We start from the raw sequence: 24581 nt of genomic DNA, 5'->3' as shown, positions 1-24581 counted from the left end.
AATATGGAAAAATGTTTGATGTGCAAAGGTGATTTAGAAAAAGGAAATGTAAATCATATTGTTGATCTTGATAATTTTATTATTATTATTAAAAATGTTCCTGCTAATGTTTGTAAACAATGTGGCGAATATTATTTAGAGCATAAAGTTGCTTTAGAAATTGAAAAGATTATTGATAGTTATAGAGAAAATGCTGCGGAAGTAATAATTATTAATTATTTTGATTTAGTGGCTTAGTAATTTAATATGACATATGACTGAGAGCGGTTATTATAAGAAATATACTGCTCTCTTTTTGTTTTAATCTATAGAAATACCAAAAGATTATTGAGTATGAATATAAAATTATAGATTATAATGAATTTAATAATATTTCATCGTGATAGAGTGAAAGTCTGCTTGCAAACCTCGTGGGCTTGCCCCGAGAAGGGTCAAATCCAGGAAAAATTCAACAATATACTAGATGAGTAGGTGGATGAAATAATTATTTTAGATAAAACAATTAAGATTGAATTATTAACTGAAAAAGAAACAAGAGATTGGCTTGATATTGCTGCTCATAATCCAGAAAAAGGAATTCTATATCAAATAAAGAAACACAAAATTGGAGAGAGATGGCAGAAAAGAACAAAGCATGTTAAATTAAGTAATTTAAAAGCTCTAATAATTGATAATGATGAAATGGAGCTTTTACCAGAAGAAAAAATCAATAAGGATCTGTCTTTTTTGGCTGGGTAGATGTCGATGCGGAATAATTAAAAAAGAGCAGAAAAGTCTGCTCTAATTTAATCTATTTCTTCAATTTTAATATCTTTTATATTTCTTTTTTCAGTGTCAAAATTGGTGCCTATTAAAATTATTCCTTTGTCTTTAATTTTAAATCTCTCAGCATAATTTTTATCTTTTATTTGCTGTAAAGCTATCTCAGCATCTTGATTTGCCTTAAATTCTATAATATAAATATTAGTGTCAGTTTCAATTATGCTATCAATTCTTCCTTCAGATGTTAGGACTTCTGAGTAAACATTTAAATTGTTATCTGTTAATAAAGTAGTTATCAGATAAAAGAGGCTGTTGTAATAAGCTTCTTGTTCTTGAAGAGATTTTGGAATATTAATATTAACCAGGCCTGCAAATATTGATTTCATCTGTTCTATAAATTTTTCTAGATTTTTATTTATAAGTGATTTTTTAATATAGTAGATAAGGGGTAATTCAATTTTTTCATTAGTAAATTCATCTAAAATATTTTGAGTTAAACTTTTTTCAACTTCTAGATTAGGATAACCAAGTTTATAAATTTCTTTGTTTTTAATTTTTTTAATTGTTAAATATCCAGTTTGGAATAATAAGGGAATAAGTTTAAGTTTTTTAATATCAGTCGCATCTAACTTATTTTTATTAACTTCCAGATTGTTTAAATTAGTAATCTGAAAATTTTCTTTCTTAATTAATTCTATTAGGAAAGTAGGGGTCCCACTTTTAAACCAGTAATTATCAAATCTAGTATTTTTTAAAGCGGAGCCGACTGAAAAAGGATTATAAACTCTACTATCTTTTTCTGTAAATCGAAAACCATTATACATTTGCTTGAATTTTTTTCTGCATTCTGAGATAGTTAAACCATTTTTTTCTGCGAGTTTAGCAAAATGTGGTTTAAAATATTTATTTAATTCTGCTTCAGTATAACCCATTATTTCAGCAAATTTACTTTCTTGATCAATTTCAAATAAATTATTTAAAGTTGAAAATATAGATAACTTACTGAACTTAGATACACCTGTAATAAAAACCTTTTCTAAGTAGCCTTCAAGTGGTTTTAAATAGTCATAAAGCATTTTAAGATAATCCTGATTTTCGTCTATAACTTTAAAATTAGCGTTGTTTTCTTTTAAAGGAGACTTAAGATTAGAAATTATAGGTTTATCATATTCATCGATTAAAATGACAACATCCTGATCAAATTTATTATAAAGCTTTTCTATTAACTCTGGAAACATATAGTATGCTTCTTCAACTATTAGGTCGATATTATATCTGGCAGCAATTTTACTAAAAATCTTTTGTAAACTTTTATTTAAAACTTCTCTGTTTTCTGAAGGTATCATATTAAAATCCAGTCTAATAATCGGATGTTCTTCCCAATTCCAATCTTGATTAAAGATATAAAGCCCTTCAAAAAGTTCTTTTTTACCCTGATAGAATTTTTCTAGAGTATCTACAAAAAGAGTTTTGCCAAAGCGTCGCGGTCGAGAGAGAAAAAAATATGGTTCTCTACTACTTATAATTTTATATAAAAACTCGGTTTTATCTACATAAATAAAATCATCTTTTATTATTTCTTCAAAATTGGCTTTTGAAACAGTAATATCCTTCATCTTTGACACCTCCAGCTTAAATTAATTATACTTTAAAATTCAATGATTATCAATTAAACTGCAGAAGAAAAAATCAATAAGGATCTATCTTTTTTAGCAGAGGTAGATGTCGATGAAGAATAATAAAAAAAGAAAGAGCAGAAAAGTCTGCTCTAATTTAATCTATTTCTTCAATTTTAGTATCTTTTATATTTCTTTTTTCAGTGTCGAAATTGATACCAATTAAAACTAATTTTTTGTCTTTAATTTTAAATCTCTCAGCATAATTTTTATCTTTTATTTGCTTTAAAGCTATCTCAGCATCTTGATTTGCCTTAAATTCTATAATGTAAATATCAGTTTCAGTTTCAACTGTGCTATCTATTCTTCCTTCAGAGGTTAGTACTTCCGAATAAACATTTAAATTGTTATCTGTTAATAAAGTAGTTATCAGATAAAAGAGGCTGTTGTAATAAGCTTCTCTATCCTGAAGCGATTTTGGAATATTGATATTAACCAGACTGAAAAATATTGATTTAATCTGTTGGATGAATTTTTCTAATTCTTTGTTAATTAATAATTTTTTAAGCCGATGTACAACTGGAACTGTAATTTTGTTTTGAGAAAAAGATTTCGCCAGATTTAGATTGAAACTATTTTCTACCTCATAGTTAGGATAATCAAGTTTATATATTACCTGATCTTCAATTTCTTTGATTGTTAAATAACCTGTTTGAAAAAGAAGAGGTATTATTTGTATATTACCTATATCATAAGCTTTTATTTCATTTTTTCCAACTTCTATATTTTCTAAATTACTGAGATCAAAGTTTTTATTCTTAATTAATTCAACCAAAAAGGTAGGTGTTCCACTTTCAAACCAGTAGTTATCAAATCGAGAATTTTTTAATGCATTGCCTACAGAAAAAGGATTATAGACTCGACTGTCTTTTTCTGTAAAACGGAAGCCATTATACATTTGTTTAAATTTATTTCTGAATTCAGGGATAGTTAAATTATTTTTTTCTGCAAGTTTAGAAAAATAGGGACTAAAATATTCATCTAATTCTTTTTCTGTATAACCCATTATTTCAGCAAATTTTTCATTTTGATCAAGTTCAATTAGATTATTTAAGGTCGAAAATATCGATAACTTACTAAATTTTGTGACTCCTGTTATAAAAACCTTTTCCAGATAGGGCTCAAGTGGTTTTAAATTATCATAAACTAATTTCAAAAAATTTTGATTGGCACGGGCAGTTCTAATTTTATTTATAGAGCCTTCAATTACTCCAAAATGAGATAATATTGGTTTATCATATTCATCTACCAATAAGACAACTCCATGCTTAGTTTTTTTTGAGATTTTTTTTATTAATTCGTTAAATTTAGTAGGCACATAAGTTGAGGTCAGTTCAAGATTATATTGATTAGCATAATCAATTAATTTTTCGGTAAGTACGATTTTTAATTGCTCAGTAGTTTGAGATATTATTTCATTGAAGTCCAGTCTAATAACTGGATGCTTTTCCCAATCCAAATCCTGGTTTGAGATATAAAGCCCCTCAAAAAGGTCTTTTTTGCCCTGATAGAATTTTTCTAGAGTGTCAACAAAAAGGGTTTTACCAAAACGTCGAGGGCGTGATAGGAAATAATATTTGTTTTCAGATACTATTTTATATAAAAATTCAGTTTTATCTACATAAATAAGATTATTTTTTCTAATATATTCAAAATCAGCAAGATCAATTCCAATATTTTGCATAAATCCACCTCCAAGTTAAATTAATTATACTTTAAATTTTATTGATTATCAATTAAACTGCAGAAGAAAAAATCAATAAGGATTTGTCTTTTTTGGCTGGGGTAGATGTCGATGAAGAATAACTAAAAAAAGAAAGAGCAGAAAAGTCTGCTCTTTAGTTTAAGTATTCTTCTAAATCTTCAAGTGATTCAATGTTTATAATATCCTTTAATAAATCAGTGCGAATTTCTCTTAAAACAATTAAATCTAATTTATTAAGTTTACTCTCCAGATTGTCCGGAAGCTTATCTATTGGGAGTTTATCCTTTATTAAGATTGAAATAGTTTCAATTAATTCCTGTTTTCTACCCTCTTTCATTCCTTCTTTTCTACCTTCTTTAATCCCTTTTTTAATTCCATCTAATTTACCCTCTTCACGCAATTTATTAGCTGTAGACATGAAAGTCTCACTCCTTTCGGGGATGATTAAATTAACTTTATCATGCATAATATCAAAATCATAATCCTTAATTTCTAGAATATATTCCATTCCTGTTGTGAAATATTCTAAAATAGTCTTAGTATCATTCAATTTTTTGATCAACTTTAATATGTCAGTAAATATTTTATCATAATTATTATCAATAAAGCTAGTTTGAAGTATTTTTAAAACTATTTGTAACTGTATACTTCCTATAATCTCCAGATCACTATACTTAGAAAAGTCAAAAAGCAAATATTCAAAGTCTGGAATGAACTTTTCAGTATTCGGCTGAGTATTGATCATTGAGTTAAATCTCTTACCTATATTATACCTCTTTTCCCCATGGTAAATCAAGAGGGGGATTACTAACGGCAGCTGTTCTTCATCATAATGATCCTGGTGATGTTCCCAGATCCGAATCATATATTTGAGAAGTTGAAAGGAAACATCTTTGTCGGGATAACTCTTGTGTTCAAAAAGGCAGTATACATAGGCATTATGTTTATTTAATTGAACCCTATAAACAACATCTGAAAAATATTTTCTTAAATGTTTGCTAACAAATGATTTTTTTGAAATCTCCAACTTATCCATATCAATCAATTCTAACAATTCCTGAGGCAAATAATTTTTGATAAATTCTTCTGCGACAATCTTTTTGTCGAACATATCTTGAAAAAACCTGTCGTGAGGAGTTTGCATTTTTCTAACCTCTTTCTCTTAGAATTTTATCTTTAAAAAGATAAGGCCTGAGAACTAATCTTTAAGTATATTATACCACAAAACGAACTTGTGTTCAATTAAATTCAAGCTAATTCGACAAAAAAACAGAGAAATATTAATTGATTTTAAGGCAAGAGTGTATTATAATAAAAGTTGTTAAGAAATTGAACACGTTAGAAAAGGTTGAAAAAGTTTATTGAGTGTCTGCAGCATTAAATTTATAAATTAATCGAAATAAATAAAGAAAATCCACAAATGTGACAACCGATGTCAAAAATAGTGTTAACTGAAAAGTTTTACTTTGTCATTCGACAAAATTAGATACTCTAATTATTTGATGTATCTTAAATAATGTTATAAAATAAAGATTGCGAGAGGTAAAAGAGTTATCTGCAATATTATGCCTATTTTAATTTTAAATGAATATATGCTTTAATAGATTTTTAGATCATTATTTTTATTTTAGCCCCTATCCTTCATTAATATTTAGTATACATATTATTCTTTTTTTGATATAATATATGTAAGGAAAACAAAGAAAGTAAAGACAAAGGGGGTTAATAAATGGAACTTGCAAGAGTTTCATCTAAAGGTCAGATTACTATTCCAATAGAAATAAGGAAAAAGTTAAAGTTAAAAGAAGGAGATAAAGTTTTATTTGCGGAGGAGAATGGAAACATTTTTGTGCTAAATGCTTCATTAGTTGCCTTAAAAGAAATTCAGGAAAATATGAAAGATGAAGCTAAAAAACAATATTTAAATTCTGAAGAAGATGTAAATGAGTATGTAGAGAAAATTCGGGAAGAAAAATGACAGCCGATGTCACGAAATAGAATCTTAACTCAGGTACGTTGACAATTGAATATGTATGGGAATCTTTGGAACCGGGGTTTTCATATGGGAAGATGAACTGGGTTAGAGGTTTAAAAAACTATGATATAAGTTCAAGGATCAGGTTATTTTTTTAGCAATACACTTTGATCTCAACAAAGTGAATGCAGGGATTTATAAAATTTTAATAGAGTACTTGATTTTCAGTTTTGATAGGATTATACTTACTATATAAGATAATAAAGTCCTGTCAAATCGAAGTCTCAAGTTACACTTGGGATATTTACGTAGAGGAGATGGGGTTTTTTTAATTGTTTTTAGTTTTGCTTTTATCGAATTCGTGCTCATTTGCTTTGAAGTTCCAATGACGATAGGGGAATTCCCATCCAGTTTTATAATGCTTTTGGCCCGTAGAAATACCAATATTAAATTGAAAATTATCCTGAAGTCCAAAAAATTGATAATGGAGGATATGGTTTTCAGAATTTCAATGAAAAAGGAATTAACTCTTTTGAATCAGAATATGCTGACTTAATTGATGTGTATACGAATTATAAAGGAGTTTGTTTTTATGAATAAATTTTTCTGTAGAGAGCAGTTAAAAAAGAAAAATATTGGTCCTGAAAATAAAGAACAAAGAATTAAATTGCTTAGAGAAAATCTTTTCGCTCTCCAAGATGACTGTAAAATAAATTATGGAAAATGGAAAAAAACTTTAGAGGAATTGAGGGGGGAATCTTGTGGAAAATAAATCTCCTTTTTTTCAATAAGAAAGAACAATTTGGATAATATTACAATACCTGAATCAATATATTTAGATACCAGTTTCATCTACGAAATGTTGGCCAATGGGGAGAACTCTATAGCTGCTGTTGATGGGCATTTTACAAATGTGCCGCATATTAATTCTTATGGCCCTTCATGGGTATTTTAGGAAGACCAAAATTCAACTTTTAAAGAATATTTGATGATATATTTGATGAGTACGATAGTTTAAATTCATAAAATTATTATCTGAGATATAAAATCCAATGTCACAAAATAAAATCTTAACTCAGGTACGTTGACAATTGAATATGTATGAAAATCTTTGGAACCGAGGTTTTCATATGAGTAAGATGAATTGAGTAGAGGTTTAAAAAACTATGATATAAGTTCATGATCAGGTTATTTTTTTAGCAATACACTTTGATCTCAACAAAGTGGACACTGTGTTGAAGTGGGGCAGAGATTTAGAGTGAATATAAATAATATATATAAATTAGTTTTTTATATTTAAATCTCGAGAGAGGTTTTGATGTAAAAAACTATTTTTTTATGTTTAGAGGATGGAATTTGGAGGATATTTAATTGGATTTAAGAAAAGATTTATTTAAGGTTTTTGGCTCTAATGTAATAACTTTAGCTGTTGGAATAGTTTCAGGATTAGTTATACCATCTTTTTTATCTTTAGATCAATATGCCTATTTTAAAACGTTCACCTTATATTTGGGTTATGTAGGGATTTTGCATTTTGGATTAGCAGATGGATTGTTTATAAAATATGGTGGTTCTTATGAAGATGAAGTGGATAAGTCTTTATTAAAAGGAGAACACCATTTCTTCTTAGTTTTTCAATTTATTATTAGTATTGCTATTATTATCACTTCATTTTTTATAGATGATAAAATATTATTAGCATTTTCATTATCTATAATTCCATTTAATTTGCTCACTTTTTATAAGTTTTTCTATCAAGCAATCGGAAAATTTGATATTTACTCTAAAATCTTAATTTTTCCACCAATTGTAATGTTAATTGCTAATCTGGCAGTAATTTTTATTTTTAAAATTGAAAACTATTGGCTTTTTATTATAATAAGGTTGTTTGCCTATACATCTATCTTTCTTATTTTAGAATATAATTTTTATAAATTAACAAAATCAGTTGATACAACAGTAGATTTTGAGGAAATAAAAAGTATATTTAATATTGGTTTTTTTATTATGCTCGGCAATTTATCATCGATTGCATTTTATTCTATTGATAGATGGTTTGTGAAATTAGCATTAACAACTTCTGATTTTGCATTTTATTCTTTTGCTATGTCTATGATGGCAATGATTAATATATTTATTAACTCTATAACAAAAGTTTTTTATCCTTATTTATCTCGTAATAGTAATGATAAAATTTTACAGAAATTAAAGAGTTATTTTATTATTATTGCTTCTTTTGCTAGTAGTTCATATTTTCTTTTTTCATTCATAGTTAATAATTTCATACCAAAACATATACCGGCTTTAAATATTATTGCAATTATCTTTGCTGGGTTTCCAGCTCTGATTACTATTAAAGCATTATATGTTAATCTTTATAAAGTGAGAAAAAGTGATAAATTATATGTAAAAACAGTTTTTTCTATGCTTTTAATATCTGTTATTTTAAATTTTATTGCTCTCACAGTATTTGGTAATAATATTGCAATTGCTATAGCAACAACGATTTCTTTTTATATCTGGTTTTATTTTTCTTCTAGACATTTTGAAACATTATTTGTTAGCTTAAAGGAAGTTTTATATTTAGTTATTTTTGTTGTTTTATTCATATATTCTAGTAATTTAGTTAGTCTTTTAGTTGGAACTATAGTTTTTAGTGTTGGATTATTGATTTTAGTATTTGGTTTTTATAAATCAGAATTCATGGGTTTAATTAATGAATTCAAAAACAAAGGGGATTTATAATTAATTTATAGGAGGATCATTTGAATGTCTAAAAAAACAAAAGGAATAATACTTGCAGGTGGATCAGGAACAAGATTATATCCATTAACATTAGTAACAAGCAAACAATTATTACCGGTATATGATAAACCAATGATATATTATCCATTATCAATTCTAATGCTAGCTGGAATTCAAGAAATATTAATTATTTCTACTCCAGAAGACTTACCGCGTTTTGAAGAATTATTGGGAGACGGAAGTCAGTTTGGTATAGAATTAAGTTATGAAGTACAACCTTCACCTGATGGACTTGCTCAAGCTTTTATAATTGGGGAAGAATTTATTGGTGATGATGATGTTGCAATGATTTTAGGAGACAATATCTTCTATGGTAATCATTTAACTTCTTTACTTAAAGAAGCAGTTAATAATGAAGATAGAGCCACAGTTTTTGGTTATTATGTAGATGATCCAGAACGTTTTGGCATAGTTGATTTTGATGAAGAGGGACAGGTTACTTCTATAGAAGAGAAGCCTGATAATCCAAAATCAAATTATGCAGTTACTGGATTATATTTTTATGATAACAGAGTTGTTGATTATGCTAAGAATTTAGAGCCAAGTGATAGGGGAGAACTCGAGATAACTGATCTAAACAGGAAATATTTAGAAGAAGGAGATCTTGATGTTCAGCTATTAGGTAGGGGTTTTGCCTGGTTGGATACTGGTAAAATGGATACCCTTTTGGAAGCAGCAGAATTTGTAAGAACAATAGAACACCGTCAGGGAATTAAAATTTCTGCTTTAGAAGAAATAGCCTATAGAAATAACTGGATAGATAAAGAAACTTTATTAGAATCAGCTGAGAAATATGGTAATTCTCCTTATGGACAGTTTCTTAAAAAAGTAGCTGAAGATAAAATAAGATATTAATTAGAGGTGCAGTATGAAAGTAATAAAAACTGAAATTGAAGATTTGTACATAATAGAGACTAAAATTTATGAAGATAATCGAGGCTGGTTCACAGAAAGTTATTCAGCTATAAAATTTAAAAATAATGGTCTTGAGATAGAATTTATTCAGGATAATCACTCTTTATCAAAAGAAAAAGGAGTTTTAAGAGGACTTCATTTTCAACTATCTCCTAGAGCACAGACTAAATTAGTTAGATGTACCAGAGGTAGTATTTATGATGTTGCGGTTGATTTAAGAGAAGGTTCACCTACATATAAAAAATGGTTTGGAGTAGAATTAAGTGCTGAAAACAAAAAACAGTTCTTAATACCTAAAGGTTTTGCTCATGGATTTTTAACTTTAAGTGATAATTCTGAAGTACAGTATAAAGTTGATGAATCTTATGCTCCTGAATATGACAGGAGTATAAGATTTGATGATCCTGAAATAAATGTTGGCTGGGGAATAGATAATCCTATCTTATCAGAAAAAGATAAGAATGCACCTTTATTAGTCAATAGCGATTGCAATTTTAAATATTAAATTAAGCGAGGTTTAAATAGATGAATATTTTAGTAACTGGTGGAGCTGGTTTTATCGGCAGCAACTTCATATTTTATATGCTTGACAAACATCCTGATTACAGAATTGTCTGTCTAGATGCTTTAACCTATGCTGGTAACTTAAAAACTTTAGAACCAGTAATGAACAATGATAATTTTAGATTTGTTAAAGGTGATATTAGGGATAGAGATTTAATTTTTGATTTATTTGAAGAAGAGAATTTTGATATGGTAGTTAACTTTGCTGCTGAATCTCATGTTGATCGTTCAATTGAGGATCCAGGAATATTTTTAGAAACTAATATTATGGGGACTCAAGTTTTAATGGATGCCTGCAGAGAATATGGAATCGAAAGGTTCCATCAGGTATCAACAGATGAAGTATATGGTGATTTGCCGTTAGATAAACCAGAATTAATGTTTACTGAAGAAACCTCAATAACAACATCTTCACCATATTCGGCTTCTAAAGCTTCAGCTGACTTGTTAGTAGAAGCTTATCATAGAACATTTGGACTTCCAATAACTATTTCAAGATGTTCTAATAACTATGGTCCTTATCAGTTTCCAGAAAAGTTAATACCTTTGATGATTTCTAAGGCTTTATTAGAAGAAGAGTTACCTGTTTATGGTAAAGGGAAAAATATTAGAGATTGGTTATATGTTGAAGACCACTGCAGAGCTATTGATTTAATTTTACATGAAGGTAAAGAAGGTAAAGTTTATAATATAGGTGGTCATAATGAAAGAAGTAACCTAGAAGTAGTTAAAACTATTCTTGATGAACTTAATAAACCTGAATCTTTAATTACTTTTGTTAAAGATAGAGCCGGCCATGATTTAAGATACGCTATTGATCCAACTAAAATTAGCAATGAACTTGGCTGGGAACCAACTATTTTATTTGATGAAGGAATCAAAAAGACAATTCAATGGTATCTTGATAATAAAGAATGGTGGAAGAATATTCTTAGTGGTGATTATAAGAATTATTATCAAAGAATTTATAAAGATAAGCAGGTGACTAACTAATGAAAGTTTTAGTTACTGGTGCTGATGGACAGCTTGGTTATGATGTAGTTAAAAAATTAAAAGAATTAAATATAGAACATATAGGTGTAGATAAAGAAGATTTTGATTTAACAAATGAAAATGAAACTAAAGAATTTATATTAGATTATAAGCCAGATGTAATAGTTCATTGTGCTGCTTATACGGATGTTGATCAGGCTGAAGTAGAAAGAGAGTTGTGTTATAAGGTGAATGTAGAAGGAACTAAATATGCAGCTGAAGCAGCTAAAGAGTTAGGTGCAAAAATGCTTTATATAAGCACAGATTACGTATTTGATGGTCAAGGTGAAGAACCTTTTAAAGTGACTGATCAACCTAATCCAATTAATTATTATGGAGAAACAAAATATCAGGGAGAACAGGAAGTACAGAAATTATTAGATAAGTATTTCATTGTAAGAACTTCTTGGGTTTTCGGAGCACATGGTGATAATTTTGTTAAAACAATGCTTGAACTAGGAAAAGAAAGAGACGAAATATCAGTTGTTGCTGATCAATATGGTTCACCTACTTATACTGGTGATTTAGCAAAGCTTATTGTTGAGATGATCAAAACTGATAAATATGGGGCTTATCATGCAACTAATGAAGGTTTTTGTAGTTGGTATGAGTTTGCTAAGTTAATATTTGAGGCTTCAAATATGGATGTCAAAGTTAAGCCCATTAATAGTCAAATGTTTGAGACCGAGGCTAAAAGGCCCAAAAATTCTAGATTAAGTAAATTTAGTTTGAATAATAAATTTGAGCATTTAGTTAATTTCAAAAAAGCCATTTATAAATTTATTAAAACTAATAAGGAATTTATAATATGAAAGTTTAAATTGTATTAAAATATTAAATTTTAGTTAGTGATAAAAAACTATAAAACACTTTCTATAATTAAATTTGCAGGTGGATTAAATGAATTATCCTAAGGTCAATATAATTTTATTAAACTATAATGGCGTAAAAGATACAATTGAATGTTTAGAATCTTTACGTTGTATTACATATCCTAACTATAATATAGTGGTTGTAGATAATAATTCTACTGATGAATCCTTTTTAAATATAGATAATTGGTGCAAAAATCAGTTATCTGGTATTCGAAAAGTTACAAATTTTAGTTATAAAAAAGATAATTTGAAAGTTCATGAATATAATCAAAATGATAGTGAAAAGTCAAAAAAGAAAATAGGTGTAAATGATTTTTTTTCAAAAATCACTTTGATTAAATCTAATAAAAATTTAGGATTTGCTGGTGGAAACAATATTGGAATTGAGTATTCTCTAAAATTTAATTCAGATTACATATTATTATTAAATAATGATACATTAGTCGAAAATAATTTTTTAGATCATTTAGTTGAATGTCTAGAAGGAAATAATTCAGCAGCAAGTGCACCTGCGATTTATAAGTATCCTGAGAAAAAAAAGATATGGTTTTATAAAGGGAGACGAAACTGGTATAAAGGTTTGGGATTGAATATTGATTATACTGCTATGGCAAAGAGTTTAGAGAAACCTATTAAAACAGATTTTTTAACTGGATGTTGTATGCTTTTAAATACGAACTTATTGAAAGATCAAGATTTATTGAAATTAGATGAAGATTATTTTTTGTATTATGAAGATGATGATTTTTCAGCTAAGATTAGAAATCATAATTTAGACTTGCTGTTTTGTCCGAATTCAAAAATATATCATAAAGTTTCTGCTTCAGTTGGGAAAACAAATCCAATTTTATCTTATTATTTTACTAGAAATAGATTACTGTTCATGAAAAAAAATAGTCCTAACATTATCTATTCAGTTACTTTTAATATATTTTTTATAATAACTAGATTAGTTAGATTAACTCAATGGTTAATTTCAGGTGAATATGATAACATAAAAATGATGTTAAAAGGTTTTTATGACTATTATTTTAGTAATTTTGGAAAGTATGAGAGTGATAAAAAATGATATTTGCTTTAGGTCTATTAGTATTATTAGGGATTATTTTATTATTAGAGAAACCGGTTAGATATCATAGATACACTTTTGTCTTGTTTTTTTTATTTTCTTTATTTTTTTATTATTTAAATTGGAATACATTTTATAAAAATCATTCTCTATATAAAAGCAATATTTTTGTTTTGTTAATTATCTTTTCTTTTTTTGTTATTGTATATTTTTTCTTTAATACATCAATTTCTAAAGTGAACACTGTATATTTAAAACATCCAAAAATTTTATATAATTGCACAAAAATAACTGTTATTATAAACGTTATTCTTTTAATTTTTTCTTATTATATTTTATTAAATGACAAAAATTTAATTAACATTATTACCTTGTATACTAAATATCCTTATTATTTAGAAACTAATTTATATATAAATCCTTTTATTGGTAACTTCCGTACACTTAATTTTGTTTCTTTTATTAATTTAATATATTTTAAAATATATAATTATAAATTTAAATATTTAAATTTATATATTGTAACATCATTTATTATTTTAATTGCAGATAATAGAAAGGGGGGCATACTATTATTAATGATGGTTTGTTTCCATATGTTTTATGAAAGATTTAATAAAATTAATTACTTTAAGACTTTATTTGTTATTTTCTTGAGTGTGATTTTATTGTTTGTTTTTAGTTATTCATTTTATTATACTGCTGGTGTAGAAATAAATATAATTGAAAAAATATATTTATATTTGACTTCTTCTTTTGAAGGTTTCTCATATCATATGTCAGAAAATATTATCAATGTTAATAATATAAAAGAATCTTATTTATTATACCCATTTTTAGATTTTATGCAAATCTCAACTAAAGAAAATTTAAAATCTGTTAGATATAACTTTGGAGATGAAAGAAGTTCAAATGTAGGTACAATTTTTCTTAAACCCTATCTTGATTTAGGATATTTGGGTGTAATTGTGTTTATAATATTCATTAATTTAATGATTTTAATAACTGGTTATTATTCAAGGATTAATTATTTTATGTATTCACTTTATTTGATTTTTTTATCTTTTATTGATTTTTCTTTTTTTGGAAATTACTTTGCCAATAGGATGCTTATAACTTCATTTGTTGGTGTTGCTTTTTATTTTATAATTTATACTTTAAGTATAAATATTCGAAAGGTGAAATTTAATGAATAATATTATATTAATTGATCCTCAATCATATAGCAATTTAGAACTTTATGATAAAAATCTTTTAAAAAATGTCAATTTTAAAGAAAAAATATTATTAGGAAATAGTAAGTTTGAGGAAAAGACTATTTCAAATTTTAAGTTTAAATCAATATATAATTACAGTGATAAAAAGCATGTTTTTAAATTCTTTAGTTATTTAATTGCTCAGATAAAATTATTATTTATATTAAAAAATAATAAACCAGATATTATTCATTTTCAGTGGTTTAGATTACCTATTTTAGACTATATCTTGCTAAAGACAATTAAAATGTTATTACCGAAAAGCAGAATTGTTTTTACCGCTCATAATGTATTACCTCATGATACTGGCAATAAATATAAAAAAATATATAATAAGATTTATAACTTAGTTGATGGTATTATAGTCCATACTAATAGATCAAAAGAAGAAATCATAGATCGATTTAATATATATAATGATAAAATTAAAGTTATACCTCATGGATTATTAGAATTAAATTATGATGAAAATAATACTAATAAAATTAAAAATGAATTTTATAAAAATAATAATTTAAATGACAAGATTGTTTTGGGGTTTATTGGATCTATTAGAAAAAATAAGGGTATAGATTTATTATTAGATTTATGGGAAGAAAATGAATTTTTAAATAGTAATGAAGATATTATTTTATTAATTACTGGTTCTTGTAAAAATGATCAACTAAAAAATAGAATAGAAGAGATAAGTAATTATAATAATGTAATTACTGATATTAGATTTCTACCTTTAGATAATTTTGCTGCATATATGAAAGTTGCAGACGTGATCTTACTTCCATATTTGAACATCTCTCAAAGTGGTGTGTTATTATCTGTATTAGCTGAAGAAAAACCAGTTCTAGTTTCCGACCGAGGTGGATTAACTGACCCTTTCGAGGTTGGAAAAATTGGCTGGGTTATTGAACCAACTAAATCTGAGTTAAAGAACTGTTTGAGAGAAATTATTAACAACGGAAATGAAATTAGAAAAATAAAAAATAATGAGGAATTATGGACTAAAATTAAACAGTATTATTCCTGGAAAGATATTGGCAAAAAAACAACAGCTTTTTATGAATCATTATTACACTAGGTAATATATAAATATTTGGAGTGGTTTCAAATGATAACAGCATTAATTATGGCTGGTGGAGAAGGAACAAGATTCTGGCCCTTAAGCAGAAAAGATAATCCTAAGCAGTTTTTAAAATTAAATGATGAAAAAAAAACAATGCTGCAGGAAACTGTAGAAAGAATAAGTGGACTTGTTCCCTTAGAACAGGTATTTATTGCAACTAATGAAGCCTACCAAAAAGCAATCAAGAAACAGCTGGATGGTATACCAAAAGAAAACATAATAGTAGAACCAATGAAAAGGAATACTGCTGCTTGTATAGGCCTATCATCAGTGGTGATCGAAAACAAATATCCGGGCTCAACAATGATTGTTTTACCTGCAGATCATTTAATAAAAGATGAAAAGAAATTTGTGGATATTTTATCTAAAGCAGTAATGACTGCTGCAACTGGCAAAAATCTTGTTACTTTAGGTATTAAGCCAACTCATCCAGAAACAGGCTATGGATATATTCATTATGGTGATCACTTGCATACAATAGATGGAGATCAGGTATTTGAAGTTCAAAACTTTACTGAAAAACCTGATTTAGATACTGCTAAAGAATTTCTCAATGATGGTAATTATCTCTGGAACAGTGGAATGTTTATCTGGCGACTGGATAGTATTTTATATAATATAGAGAAATATTTACCTGAAATGTATAAGTCTTTAGCAAATATAAAAAATGCTTTGGGAACAGATTTAGAACAGAAAGTTATAAAAAATGAATTTAAGCAGATGGAAAGTGTATCTATAGATTATGGAATCATGGAAAAAGCAGATGACATTTTTGTTATCCCTAGTTCTTTTGGTTGGGATGATCTTGGCAGTTGGCCTGCGCTGGAGAGAATCAAAAAAATAGATGATAACGGTAATGTAGTCGTCGGTAAACATTATGGTATAGATACTACTAATTCTATTATTCACAGTCCAAATAAAGTAGTAACTACCATTGGACTTGATGATGTAGTGATAGTAGATACAGAAGATGCAATTTTAATTTGTGACAAAAATAGAGCCCAAGAAGTAAAAGAGATCAGAAAAATACTAGCAGATGAAGGTCTGGGCGACTGTTTATAGTTTACAAAAGTAATTAAGGTTGTGAATTAGAATGAATAAAAAGTTTCCTTAAAAGAATACAACCTTCTAATTGGAAAAGGGAATCTAGGTTTTTATCAACGAGCTGAAGTCACAATCATCTTTGCTTTTAATAAAAAACACAAAACGCCAAGAAACTTATATACAATAATTGTTTTAGAAGAAAATAAACCTGAGCTTAATCAAGATGGTTTTTTAACAGATGGACTCATTGAGATAAATAATGAATATTCTCTAGGAATAAGTCAGGAATATAAAAGTCTTCCTGAAATAGAAAACAAATATCAAAAACTAATTGAAGAAGACAAATGGTCAGATGATAAAGATCAGTTAAATATAGCTGATTTAATTTCTGTACCTAAACAGTTTGTTCGCTCAGATGGTTCAAAATTAATTCCTGTCAACTCTGTATTGAAAAACAACTTTTACAATGGATCTTATATCTTAGAATTCTTTGATCAGGATAAAAATATATTTGACTCAGTTTTTAATAGTCCAGAAGAATTCAAAAAAACTGCTGAAAAAATAAGGGATATTATTCCTATTGATTTAACTTTCATAAAAGATAGAGTTGGTAATATCATCTTTCAGTTTCCAGTTACTCTCTTAACTTATAAAAACAGCAGCAAAGAAAATTGGAATGGGAGTAATTTAAAGCTTATCTGGCATCCTGAAGTTAAAAACAAAGAAGAATTTAGTTTAATAGCTAAAAATGAATTTGATGGTAATCTAATGGGCTTTTATAATCCTAAAAACACTTTAAAAAATAAAAATTCTATCACTACTGGCAATTCTAAAAATTTGAATGAATTTATTATCTATAATCAGGAGAATAATTTAATAGCTGCTCATATTGTAAATTCTTATCTGGGAGAAAACTTTGAATTATTAATTGAAGCTGAAAGTGTCATTAGAACCATTAAATGCGAAGAGAAAAAAGTTGAAATTAAACTTAAGTCACTTTCAAAAAGAACTTCCAAAAAATATTCAGATTATTTTAGTCATATTAAAAAGCGCAAATATGAGAATGAAAAGAAAAGACTTGCTCAAAACTTATCTATAATCCAGTATGGGAAAAATGGTATTGATGATAGGAAGAAAGCTTTAGAAGATATAAGAAAATTAATAGAAAAACATGGTAGAAAAGGAGCCTATCTTTGGGATCCTTATTTAAATCATAAGGATTTAATGCAGACTCTTTATCATTGTCTATACAGGAATGTTCCTCTGAAAGCGATAACAGCTTACAATAAAAGCTCAAAGAAAATTCATAATAATAGATTGGGAATAAAAAATGCCAATTTGAAAAGATGGATTCGAAGAGAAAAAGCTTACTTTAAAGTTGCAAGTGATAATTTTGCTTTAAATTTAGAATTCAGAGTAAGAAATAATAATTATGGCTGGAATTTTCATGACCGCTTTTTATTATTCCCCTATTCTGATAGACTACATAAACCTGCAGTCTGGTCTCTGGGAACTTCAGTTAATGGATTGGGTAAAAATCATCATATCTTACAGAAGCTTAATAATCCTCAAATTATTTTAGATGAGTTTAATGATCTCTGGGATGAACTCACTGCTGCTGGCGATGATACTTTAGTGTGGTGTTCAAAAGATGACTAAAGACCAATTAGTAAAAAAGGGACTTTCTAAACTGCCAGGAGTTGGAAATAAATCTTATTTTGATTTTTTAGAGGTTGAGTTTTCTGATAAGAGTACTGAAGAAATTTTAACTGAATCCTTTCCCGAAAATTTGAGAAATAAAGTAGTTAAAATAGTGAATTTTACTAATCGCTATGCTAATTATGCAGATGCCGAGTTAAGAGAAAAAGATCTTATTCGATTAGCTGAGATAATCAAAGAAATTAGAAAATATTTTGCAGAAGCTGTTGAAAAAGACGATTTAAAAAAGTTGATTCTTGCAGTATATCTTCGTGATATATTAAGATTAGAATGTAATGGCATCATTAACTTAAATGACTATTCGTCAGTTGAAATTAAATGGGTTAAAGAACAGCTTCAGTTTATGCTTAAATATAACAAATTTAGTTTAGATGACTTAAAAAAATATAATCAACTTGAAACTAGAAATATAGATGAATTTTATTGTGCAATTGAAGACTTAAATTTTAGTTATGCATATAATTTTATAAGAGGCCTTGAAGATGGAATTAATATCTTTGCTTTTCCGGTATTGTTTAGATCTATTATAAGCTTTGCTGCTCAGCTTGAGATATCTATTCTACTGGATTCTTTGAGTACCAAAACTGATCCAATTGAAATTTTAGCTTATTTTAATTTATTTACTGAACAGCAGATTAGAGATTCAATTAATTATATTCAGGATAATAAATGGCTGCTTTTAGAACTGCTGCGGCAGTTATTTAAATCTGATGATCTGAAGTTGACTGATGCTGAGACTGAGATTCTGACTGGAAAGTTAAAAGAATTGGCTTTGACTGATAAGATTTTTTTTAGAGAGATGATTAACTTATTTAAGTCTGAGAAATCATTCTCAAAATTACTGGCATTGGTCTTAGCCCAATTAAATCAAGGTTATTTTGATTTATATTTAGATACCATTAATTTGAATCAGTATCACAGTGAAAATAATTTAGAAGCCAATCAATTATTTCTGAAGATTTTTATTGAAAATACAACTTCTGTAGAGCAATTTTATTTATGCAGCTGGATTAAGAAAGAGTGGGATTCTTATTTAGCTGAACTGGTTGCAGAGGAAGAATATATAGACAAATTAGTTTACACTAATTATTATAGCTTTGTTTACCACTATTATTTTTTGACTTTAGAAAATGCTGCTGATGCTGAAAGTGAATTAAAAAGTGTGCTAAAAGAATACGAAACTGCAGCTTATAGCTGGCATGAAAGTTTTAAAGGAGCCAGGGCTGCTTATTTTGTTTTTCTGACTAAAGTTTATATTTTAGCAACTATTGTTCAGGAAAAAGAGATTGTTATCTCAATTTTGCTACAAGAAAGGTTTGCTGATGTTTTCAGCGACCAGAGGCTATGGTTGAGATTTCATGATAGTTTTGAGGAGCCGGAGATAGTTCGAAAAATTAATTCTTTATTATAATAATATTTATTTGGGGCGAGAAATTGTGATGTTGATATTAATTCTTTTAATTTTTTTAATGTTTGTTTTTCCATTTTCACTCCCATTTATTATTAATAATCTTATTCTTGATTTTCCTTATTTAACTAGTTTTGAAGCAGAAAATTGGATGAGTTTTTTCGGGAGTTATTCTGGAGGTATTATAACTGGATTTATTACTTTATATGTTCTTTACATGACATTAAAGAAAAATACAGAGCTACAAGATGAAAAAAATCGTTTGTCAATAATACCATATTTAGTTTTTGAATCAATTTTATTTAGTGAAATTGAAGAAGAGAAACATAAAATTGATTTTAATAAGAACTTTGTTTTAGGAAATCAAGATTTGAAAAGAATGCTAACTAAAAATAAAATTCTTATCAAAGTTAAAAATATTGGTTTAGGAAATATTGTTGATTTGAAAATTAAAAGGAATTTTGCAAAATTTAATGGTCACAAATTGAAGCTGGATTCTAATTCTGAGTTGTATTCTACTAATGAAAAAACCATTCAAACCTCAGTTAATGTATTAAAACAGGAAGAAGAAAAAATCTATAAAATTATTATTAGTAATTATGCTGAAACAAAAGAACATGGTGACTCTTTTTCTTTAATTTTTGAATTTGAGGACTTTATTGGTAATGTTTATAATCAAAAAGTAGAATTTAAGGTTTTGAAACCTGATGAAGCTACTATAGCTTCTATAGAAAATATTGAAGCCCCAAAACATATTAGAAAATAGTTAACAAGTTATTATTTAAATACATAGTACTCAGATATTTTGAGATTTGTGGGAAGTAAAGGGAGTGGATCAAAATTAACATATTATTACTTAATCATCACGCCAGTGCACCTGATGTTGGTGGTGGAGGAAGGCATTTTGAGTTAGCAGAACAGCTTTCAGAAGAGGGACATCATATTAGTGTAATGGCCTCATCATATGACACAAGAAATAAAAATTATTACTTTCAAGATGAAGTAAATAAAAAGAAATTTAATGATAAATTTGAATTTATAAGATTTAAAACAAAACCTGCCTATAAAGGTACACTGGGGAGATTTTTAAATTATCAGGATTATAAAAGAAAAACTGCTAATTATAGAGATTTTCAGGAAGAACCAGATGTAGTAATTGCTTCTTCAGTTCATCCCTTCGCCTGGATGAGTGGTTATAAACTAAGTCAAAAATATAATGCTAAATTTATTGTTGAAGTTAGAGATCTTTGGCCTTTGAGTATGTACGAAGACTTCAGTGGATTATTGAGGAAAATGATATTTACATATTTTGAATCAATAGAAAAAAAGTATTATTCTCTAGCCGATGCAATTATAACTACTGCCCCTTTTGCTGATGAGTACATGGCAGAAAAATATAATACTAATCGGGATAAGGTGTTCCATATCCCCCATGGTTTGGACTTAGAAAGATTTGATAAAAACAAGAAAATGAGTGATGAAATACTATCTGACCGTTTAAATAATATATTGAATAATAATTTTTGTGTTACTTATACTGGAGCACTATCAAAAAGTGAAGGATTGCCTACCTTTGTTAAAGCTGCTAAATATTTAAGAGACATAGATAACTTTAAGTTTGTGATAGTTGGCGGCGGGGGAGAAAAAGAAAAGTTAGAAAATATTATTGAAGTTGAAGAACTTGATAATGTAGTTATGATTGATAAACAACCTCGTGATTATATTCCTTTAATTTTAAAAAAATCAGATATTTTATTTTGTGGCCTAATGGACCGCAAAGCCTTTGAATATGGTATTAGTAAAAATAAATTTTATGATTATATGGCAGCTAAAAAGCCCATTGTTTTTGCATCTAATGTGAGAGGAAGCTTAATCACTAAGGCTAAAGCAGGTATTACTCTTGAACCACATAAACCTAGGAAACTTGCTGAGACTATTAGAAATTTGTATCAGAATATTGATAAAGAGGGTCGACAATATGCTGAAAATGGCAGAGAGTATGTAGAAAAATATCATACAACAGAGAAAATTGCTGCTGACTTTCTGGAAGCAATCAATTATACATTATCTAAATAATTGGAGTGGATAAAATGACAAAAGAAAAAATATGCTGTGTTGGGCTGGGTTATATTGGATTACCAACTGCAACTATGTTTGCTGTAAATGGTCATCAGGTAGTCGGAGTAGATGTGCAGGACCATGTGATAGATACAATTAATGATGGAGATATTCATATAGAAGAACCGGGTTTAAAAGAAATGGTTAAAGGTGCAGTAATGGAAGGTAATTTAAGTGCTTCTTTGGAACCGGTAGAAGCAGATGTATTTATTATTGCAGTACCTACACCGTTAACCGAAAATAAAACTGCCAACTTAGAATATGTAAAAGATGCAACTGAAAGTATTCTACCTTATCTTAAAAAAGATAATCTGGTTATAATTGAATCAACTATAGCTCCCAGAACTACAGAAGATGTGGTTTTACCTATTTTAGAAAAATCTAATTTAGAATTAGGAGAAGAACTGTTTGTGGCTCACTGTCCGGAAAGAGTATTACCAGGTCAAATTATTCAGGAGTTGGTAAATAACAACCGAATTATTGGTGGAATCAATGAAAAATCAGCTTTAAAAGCAAGAAAAATTTATAAAAGCTTTGTTCAGGCTAATATGTACATAACAGATGCTACAACAGCTGAAATGGTAAAATTAATGGAAAATACATATCGTGATGTTAATATAGCTCTGGCAAATGAACTTGCAAAAATAGCAGAAGAAAATAAAATAGATATCTGGGAAGCAATAGCTTTAGCAAATAAACACCCAAGAGTAAATGTTCATCTACCAGGACCTGGTGTTGGTGGCCACTGCTTGGCAGTTGATCCCTGGTTTATTGTAGAAAGTGCACCAGAGAAAGCAAAGATGATAGAATTATCGAGAAATATTAATGACAGTATGCCGGAATTTGTAGTTAGAAATGTTAAAGAAATATTATTTGGTATCGGTGATCCTAAAATATCTATCTTTGGCATAACTTATAAAGGTAATGTGGATGATTTAAGAGAAAGTCCGATATTAGAGATAATAGAAATACTTGAATCGGAAAACATTGACTTAGGTATTTATGATCCTCATATTTCAGAACCTCAAAAAAGCGAATATGGTCTAAATGAATTAGAAAAATCAGTTTCCGGATCAGATATTATAATCATTGGAGCTGACCATAATGAATTTGAAGATCTTGATCCAGCCAATCTTGCTCCTAAAATGAGAAATACTAAAGTTTATGATACTAAAAATATCTTAGATAAAGAAAAATGGGAAAAAGCAGGTTTTAAAGTTATCAAAATCGGAGATTATTCTGACTATGCCTGGCATAAAGAATATGGAGTAGCTGAACTCGATAAATAAATATTCGCTATTGTAATGGAGGTTAATAATGATTAAAGTAATGACTGTTTTTGGTACCAGACCAGAAGCAATAAAAATGGCACCAGTAGTTAAAGCCTTAAAAAAAGAAGAGGATATAGAAACAATTGTAACAGTGACAGCACAGCATAGAGAAATGCTGGATCAGGTATTAGAATTATTTGAGATCACACCTGATTATGATTTAAATATTATGAAAGATAAACAGACTCTAAGTGGAGTAACTGCCAGAGTATTAATGGGGATTAAAGAAGTTTACGAAAAAGAAAAACCAGATCTAGTATTAGTTCACGGAGATACTTCTACGACCTTTGTTTCCTCTTTGGGAGCCTTATATCAGCAGATAAAGGTGGGCCATGTTGAAGCAGGTCTTAGAACCCATAACAAATACTCTCCCTTTCCTGAGGAAATGAACAGGCATCTCACTGGAGTTATTGCAGATCTGCACTTTGCTCCAACTGAGTTAGCAAAAGAAAATCTCTTAAAAGAAAATGTTGATCCAGAAAAGATAACTGTGACAGGAAATACAGTTATTGATGCTTTATTAGATGTAGTAGATGATAATTATCAGTTTGCAGATGAATTATTAAAAAGCATTGATTTTGCCAACAAAAAGATTATCTTATTAACAGCTCACCGTAGAGAAAATCTGGGTAAGCCAATGGAGAATATTTTTGATGCAATCAATGATGTCTTAAAAGAAAATGATGAAGCAGAAGTTGTTTTTCCAGTTCACCTAAATCCAGTAATCAGGGAACTGGCTGCTGAAAAGTTTGAAGATGCAGCTCGAGTACATTTAATTGAACCACTTGATTACGAGCCTTTCATTAATTTAATGAATAAATCATATTTGATCTTAACAGATTCAGGTGGAATCCAGGAAGAAGCACCTTCATTAGGTAAACCTGTATTAGTTCTAAGAGATACTACTGAAAGACCAGAAGCTGTTAATGCTGGTACTGTAAAAAAAGTAGGTACAGATAAAGCAGCTATCTACAATACAGCCAATGAACTATTAAATGATGAGCAGGCTTATCTTAAAATGTCACAGGCTTCTAATCCTTATGGTGATGGTCAGGCAAGTTATAGAATAGCAAAACGAATATTAAAGGATTTTAATTAAATATTTTTTTTGAAATAGGGAAGGCAAATATGAAATTAATTGATTATTTTTATATAATAAAACGAATATCGCCAAAACAATTGTTTTATAGGCTGTTAAAAATAATAA

At 28.0% G+C, this 24581-nt stretch carries 22 protein-coding genes; 19 read left to right on the top strand and 3 right to left on the bottom strand.

What is annotated here, in order from left to right; genetic code table 11:
- Nucleotides 1-3: 3 nt before the first annotated feature.
- Nucleotides 4-237, top strand: a complete 234-nt coding sequence (locus tag C7954_RS06820; RefSeq protein ID WP_073160333.1) for a type II toxin-antitoxin system MqsA family antitoxin — start codon at nucleotides 4-6, stop codon at nucleotides 235-237.
- Nucleotides 238-471: 234 nt separating this feature from the next.
- Nucleotides 472-738 (top strand): hypothetical protein, encoded by a 267-nt coding sequence (locus tag C7954_RS06815; protein WP_073160331.1) that lies wholly within the window; start codon nucleotides 472-474, stop codon nucleotides 736-738.
- 47 nt (nucleotides 739-785) lie between these two features.
- On the opposite strand, the gene C7954_RS06810 is transcribed toward C7954_RS06815, so the two are convergent.
- The 3 genes from C7954_RS06810 to C7954_RS06800 form a co-directional block, all read right to left on the bottom strand.
- A complete protein-coding gene (locus C7954_RS06810) occupies nucleotides 786-2378 on the bottom strand; it encodes an AAA family ATPase (protein WP_089723332.1) in 1593 nt (530 codons plus the stop codon).
- 157 nt (nucleotides 2379-2535) lie between these two features.
- Nucleotides 2536-4122, bottom strand: a complete 1587-nt coding sequence (locus tag C7954_RS06805) for an AAA family ATPase (protein ID WP_134059246.1) — start codon at nucleotides 4120-4122, stop codon at nucleotides 2536-2538.
- A gap of 154 nt (nucleotides 4123-4276) precedes the next feature.
- Nucleotides 4277-5287, bottom strand: a complete 1011-nt coding sequence (locus C7954_RS06800) for an Rpn family recombination-promoting nuclease/putative transposase (RefSeq protein ID WP_073160325.1) — start codon at nucleotides 5285-5287, stop codon at nucleotides 4277-4279.
- 585 nt (nucleotides 5288-5872) lie between these two features.
- On the opposite strand from C7954_RS06800, the gene C7954_RS06795 reads away from it, so the two are divergent.
- From C7954_RS06795 to wecB, 17 genes are all read left to right on the top strand, one after another.
- Nucleotides 5873-6121: an AbrB/MazE/SpoVT family DNA-binding domain-containing protein gene (locus C7954_RS06795; RefSeq protein WP_073160323.1), complete on the top strand. Its 249-nt coding sequence runs from the start codon at nucleotides 5873-5875 to the stop codon at nucleotides 6119-6121.
- A gap of 589 nt (nucleotides 6122-6710) precedes the next feature.
- Nucleotides 6711-6890 (top strand): hypothetical protein, encoded by a 180-nt coding sequence (locus C7954_RS06790; protein ID WP_073160321.1) that lies wholly within the window; start codon nucleotides 6711-6713, stop codon nucleotides 6888-6890.
- A 599-nt stretch (nucleotides 6891-7489) separates the two neighbouring features.
- Nucleotides 7490-8863 (top strand): oligosaccharide flippase family protein, encoded by a 1374-nt coding sequence (locus C7954_RS06785; protein WP_134059243.1) that lies wholly within the window; start codon nucleotides 7490-7492, stop codon nucleotides 8861-8863.
- A 24-nt stretch (nucleotides 8864-8887) separates the two neighbouring features.
- Complete coding sequence (rfbA, locus tag C7954_RS06780) at nucleotides 8888-9778, top strand: glucose-1-phosphate thymidylyltransferase RfbA (protein WP_134059240.1); 891 nt, start codon at nucleotides 8888-8890, stop codon at nucleotides 9776-9778.
- A 13-nt stretch (nucleotides 9779-9791) separates the two neighbouring features.
- The gene (rfbC, locus tag C7954_RS06775; RefSeq protein WP_134059238.1) at nucleotides 9792-10343 is read left to right on the top strand and encodes a dTDP-4-dehydrorhamnose 3,5-epimerase; all 552 of its coding nucleotides are present in this window, start codon (nucleotides 9792-9794) and stop codon (nucleotides 10341-10343) included.
- 20 nt (nucleotides 10344-10363) lie between these two features.
- Nucleotides 10364-11395, top strand: coding sequence for a dTDP-glucose 4,6-dehydratase (rfbB, locus tag C7954_RS06770; RefSeq protein ID WP_134059235.1), 1032 nt, complete (start codon nucleotides 10364-10366; stop codon nucleotides 11393-11395).
- Nucleotides 11395-12246, top strand: a complete 852-nt coding sequence (gene rfbD, locus C7954_RS06765) for a dTDP-4-dehydrorhamnose reductase (RefSeq protein ID WP_134059232.1) — start codon at nucleotides 11395-11397, stop codon at nucleotides 12244-12246. The genes rfbB and rfbD overlap by 1 nt, the downstream gene beginning before the upstream one ends.
- 88 nt (nucleotides 12247-12334) lie before the next feature.
- Nucleotides 12335-13378 (top strand): glycosyltransferase family 2 protein, encoded by a 1044-nt coding sequence (locus tag C7954_RS06760; protein ID WP_134059229.1) that lies wholly within the window; start codon nucleotides 12335-12337, stop codon nucleotides 13376-13378.
- On the top strand, nucleotides 13375-14574 hold the full coding sequence (locus C7954_RS06755) for an O-antigen polymerase (RefSeq protein WP_134059226.1): 1200 nt from the start codon (nucleotides 13375-13377) through the stop codon (nucleotides 14572-14574). Before C7954_RS06760 ends, C7954_RS06755 begins: the two co-directional genes overlap by 4 nt.
- Nucleotides 14567-15709, top strand: a complete 1143-nt coding sequence (locus tag C7954_RS06750) for a glycosyltransferase family 4 protein (protein ID WP_134059223.1) — start codon at nucleotides 14567-14569, stop codon at nucleotides 15707-15709. Before C7954_RS06755 ends, C7954_RS06750 begins: the two co-directional genes overlap by 8 nt.
- A gap of 30 nt (nucleotides 15710-15739) precedes the next feature.
- A complete protein-coding gene (locus tag C7954_RS06745; protein WP_134059221.1) occupies nucleotides 15740-16816 on the top strand; it encodes a mannose-1-phosphate guanylyltransferase in 1077 nt (358 codons plus the stop codon).
- Between the two features lie 69 nt (nucleotides 16817-16885).
- On the top strand, nucleotides 16886-18457 hold the full coding sequence (locus C7954_RS06740; protein ID WP_338068535.1) for a VPA1262 family N-terminal domain-containing protein: 1572 nt from the start codon (nucleotides 16886-16888) through the stop codon (nucleotides 18455-18457).
- Nucleotides 18450-19928 carry a hypothetical protein gene (locus C7954_RS06735; RefSeq protein ID WP_134059215.1) on the top strand — a complete coding sequence of 493 codons (1479 nt, stop codon included), beginning with the start codon at nucleotides 18450-18452 and terminating at the stop codon, nucleotides 19926-19928. The genes C7954_RS06740 and C7954_RS06735 overlap by 8 nt, the downstream gene beginning before the upstream one ends.
- Nucleotides 19929-19986: 58 nt before the next feature.
- The gene (locus C7954_RS06730) at nucleotides 19987-20691 is read left to right on the top strand and encodes a hypothetical protein (RefSeq protein WP_134059212.1); all 705 of its coding nucleotides are present in this window, start codon (nucleotides 19987-19989) and stop codon (nucleotides 20689-20691) included.
- Between the two features lie 68 nt (nucleotides 20692-20759).
- Nucleotides 20760-22001 (top strand): glycosyltransferase family 4 protein, encoded by a 1242-nt coding sequence (locus tag C7954_RS06725; protein WP_338068534.1) that lies wholly within the window; start codon nucleotides 20760-20762, stop codon nucleotides 21999-22001.
- Nucleotides 22002-22015: 14 nt separating this feature from the next.
- On the top strand, nucleotides 22016-23332 hold the full coding sequence (locus C7954_RS06720) for a nucleotide sugar dehydrogenase (RefSeq protein ID WP_134059206.1): 1317 nt from the start codon (nucleotides 22016-22018) through the stop codon (nucleotides 23330-23332).
- Nucleotides 23333-23360: 28 nt separating this feature from the next.
- The gene (gene wecB, locus C7954_RS06715) at nucleotides 23361-24473 is read left to right on the top strand and encodes a non-hydrolyzing UDP-N-acetylglucosamine 2-epimerase (RefSeq protein ID WP_134059203.1); all 1113 of its coding nucleotides are present in this window, start codon (nucleotides 23361-23363) and stop codon (nucleotides 24471-24473) included.
- Nucleotides 24474-24581: the final 108 nt, after the last annotated feature.

Origin of the sequence: Halanaerobium congolense (assembly GCF_004366375.1) — a bacterium.
GTDB lineage: Bacteria > Bacillota > Halanaerobiia > Halanaerobiales > Halanaerobiaceae > Halanaerobium > Halanaerobium congolense.
This window is presented reverse-complemented; position numbering and strand designations above follow the sequence as displayed.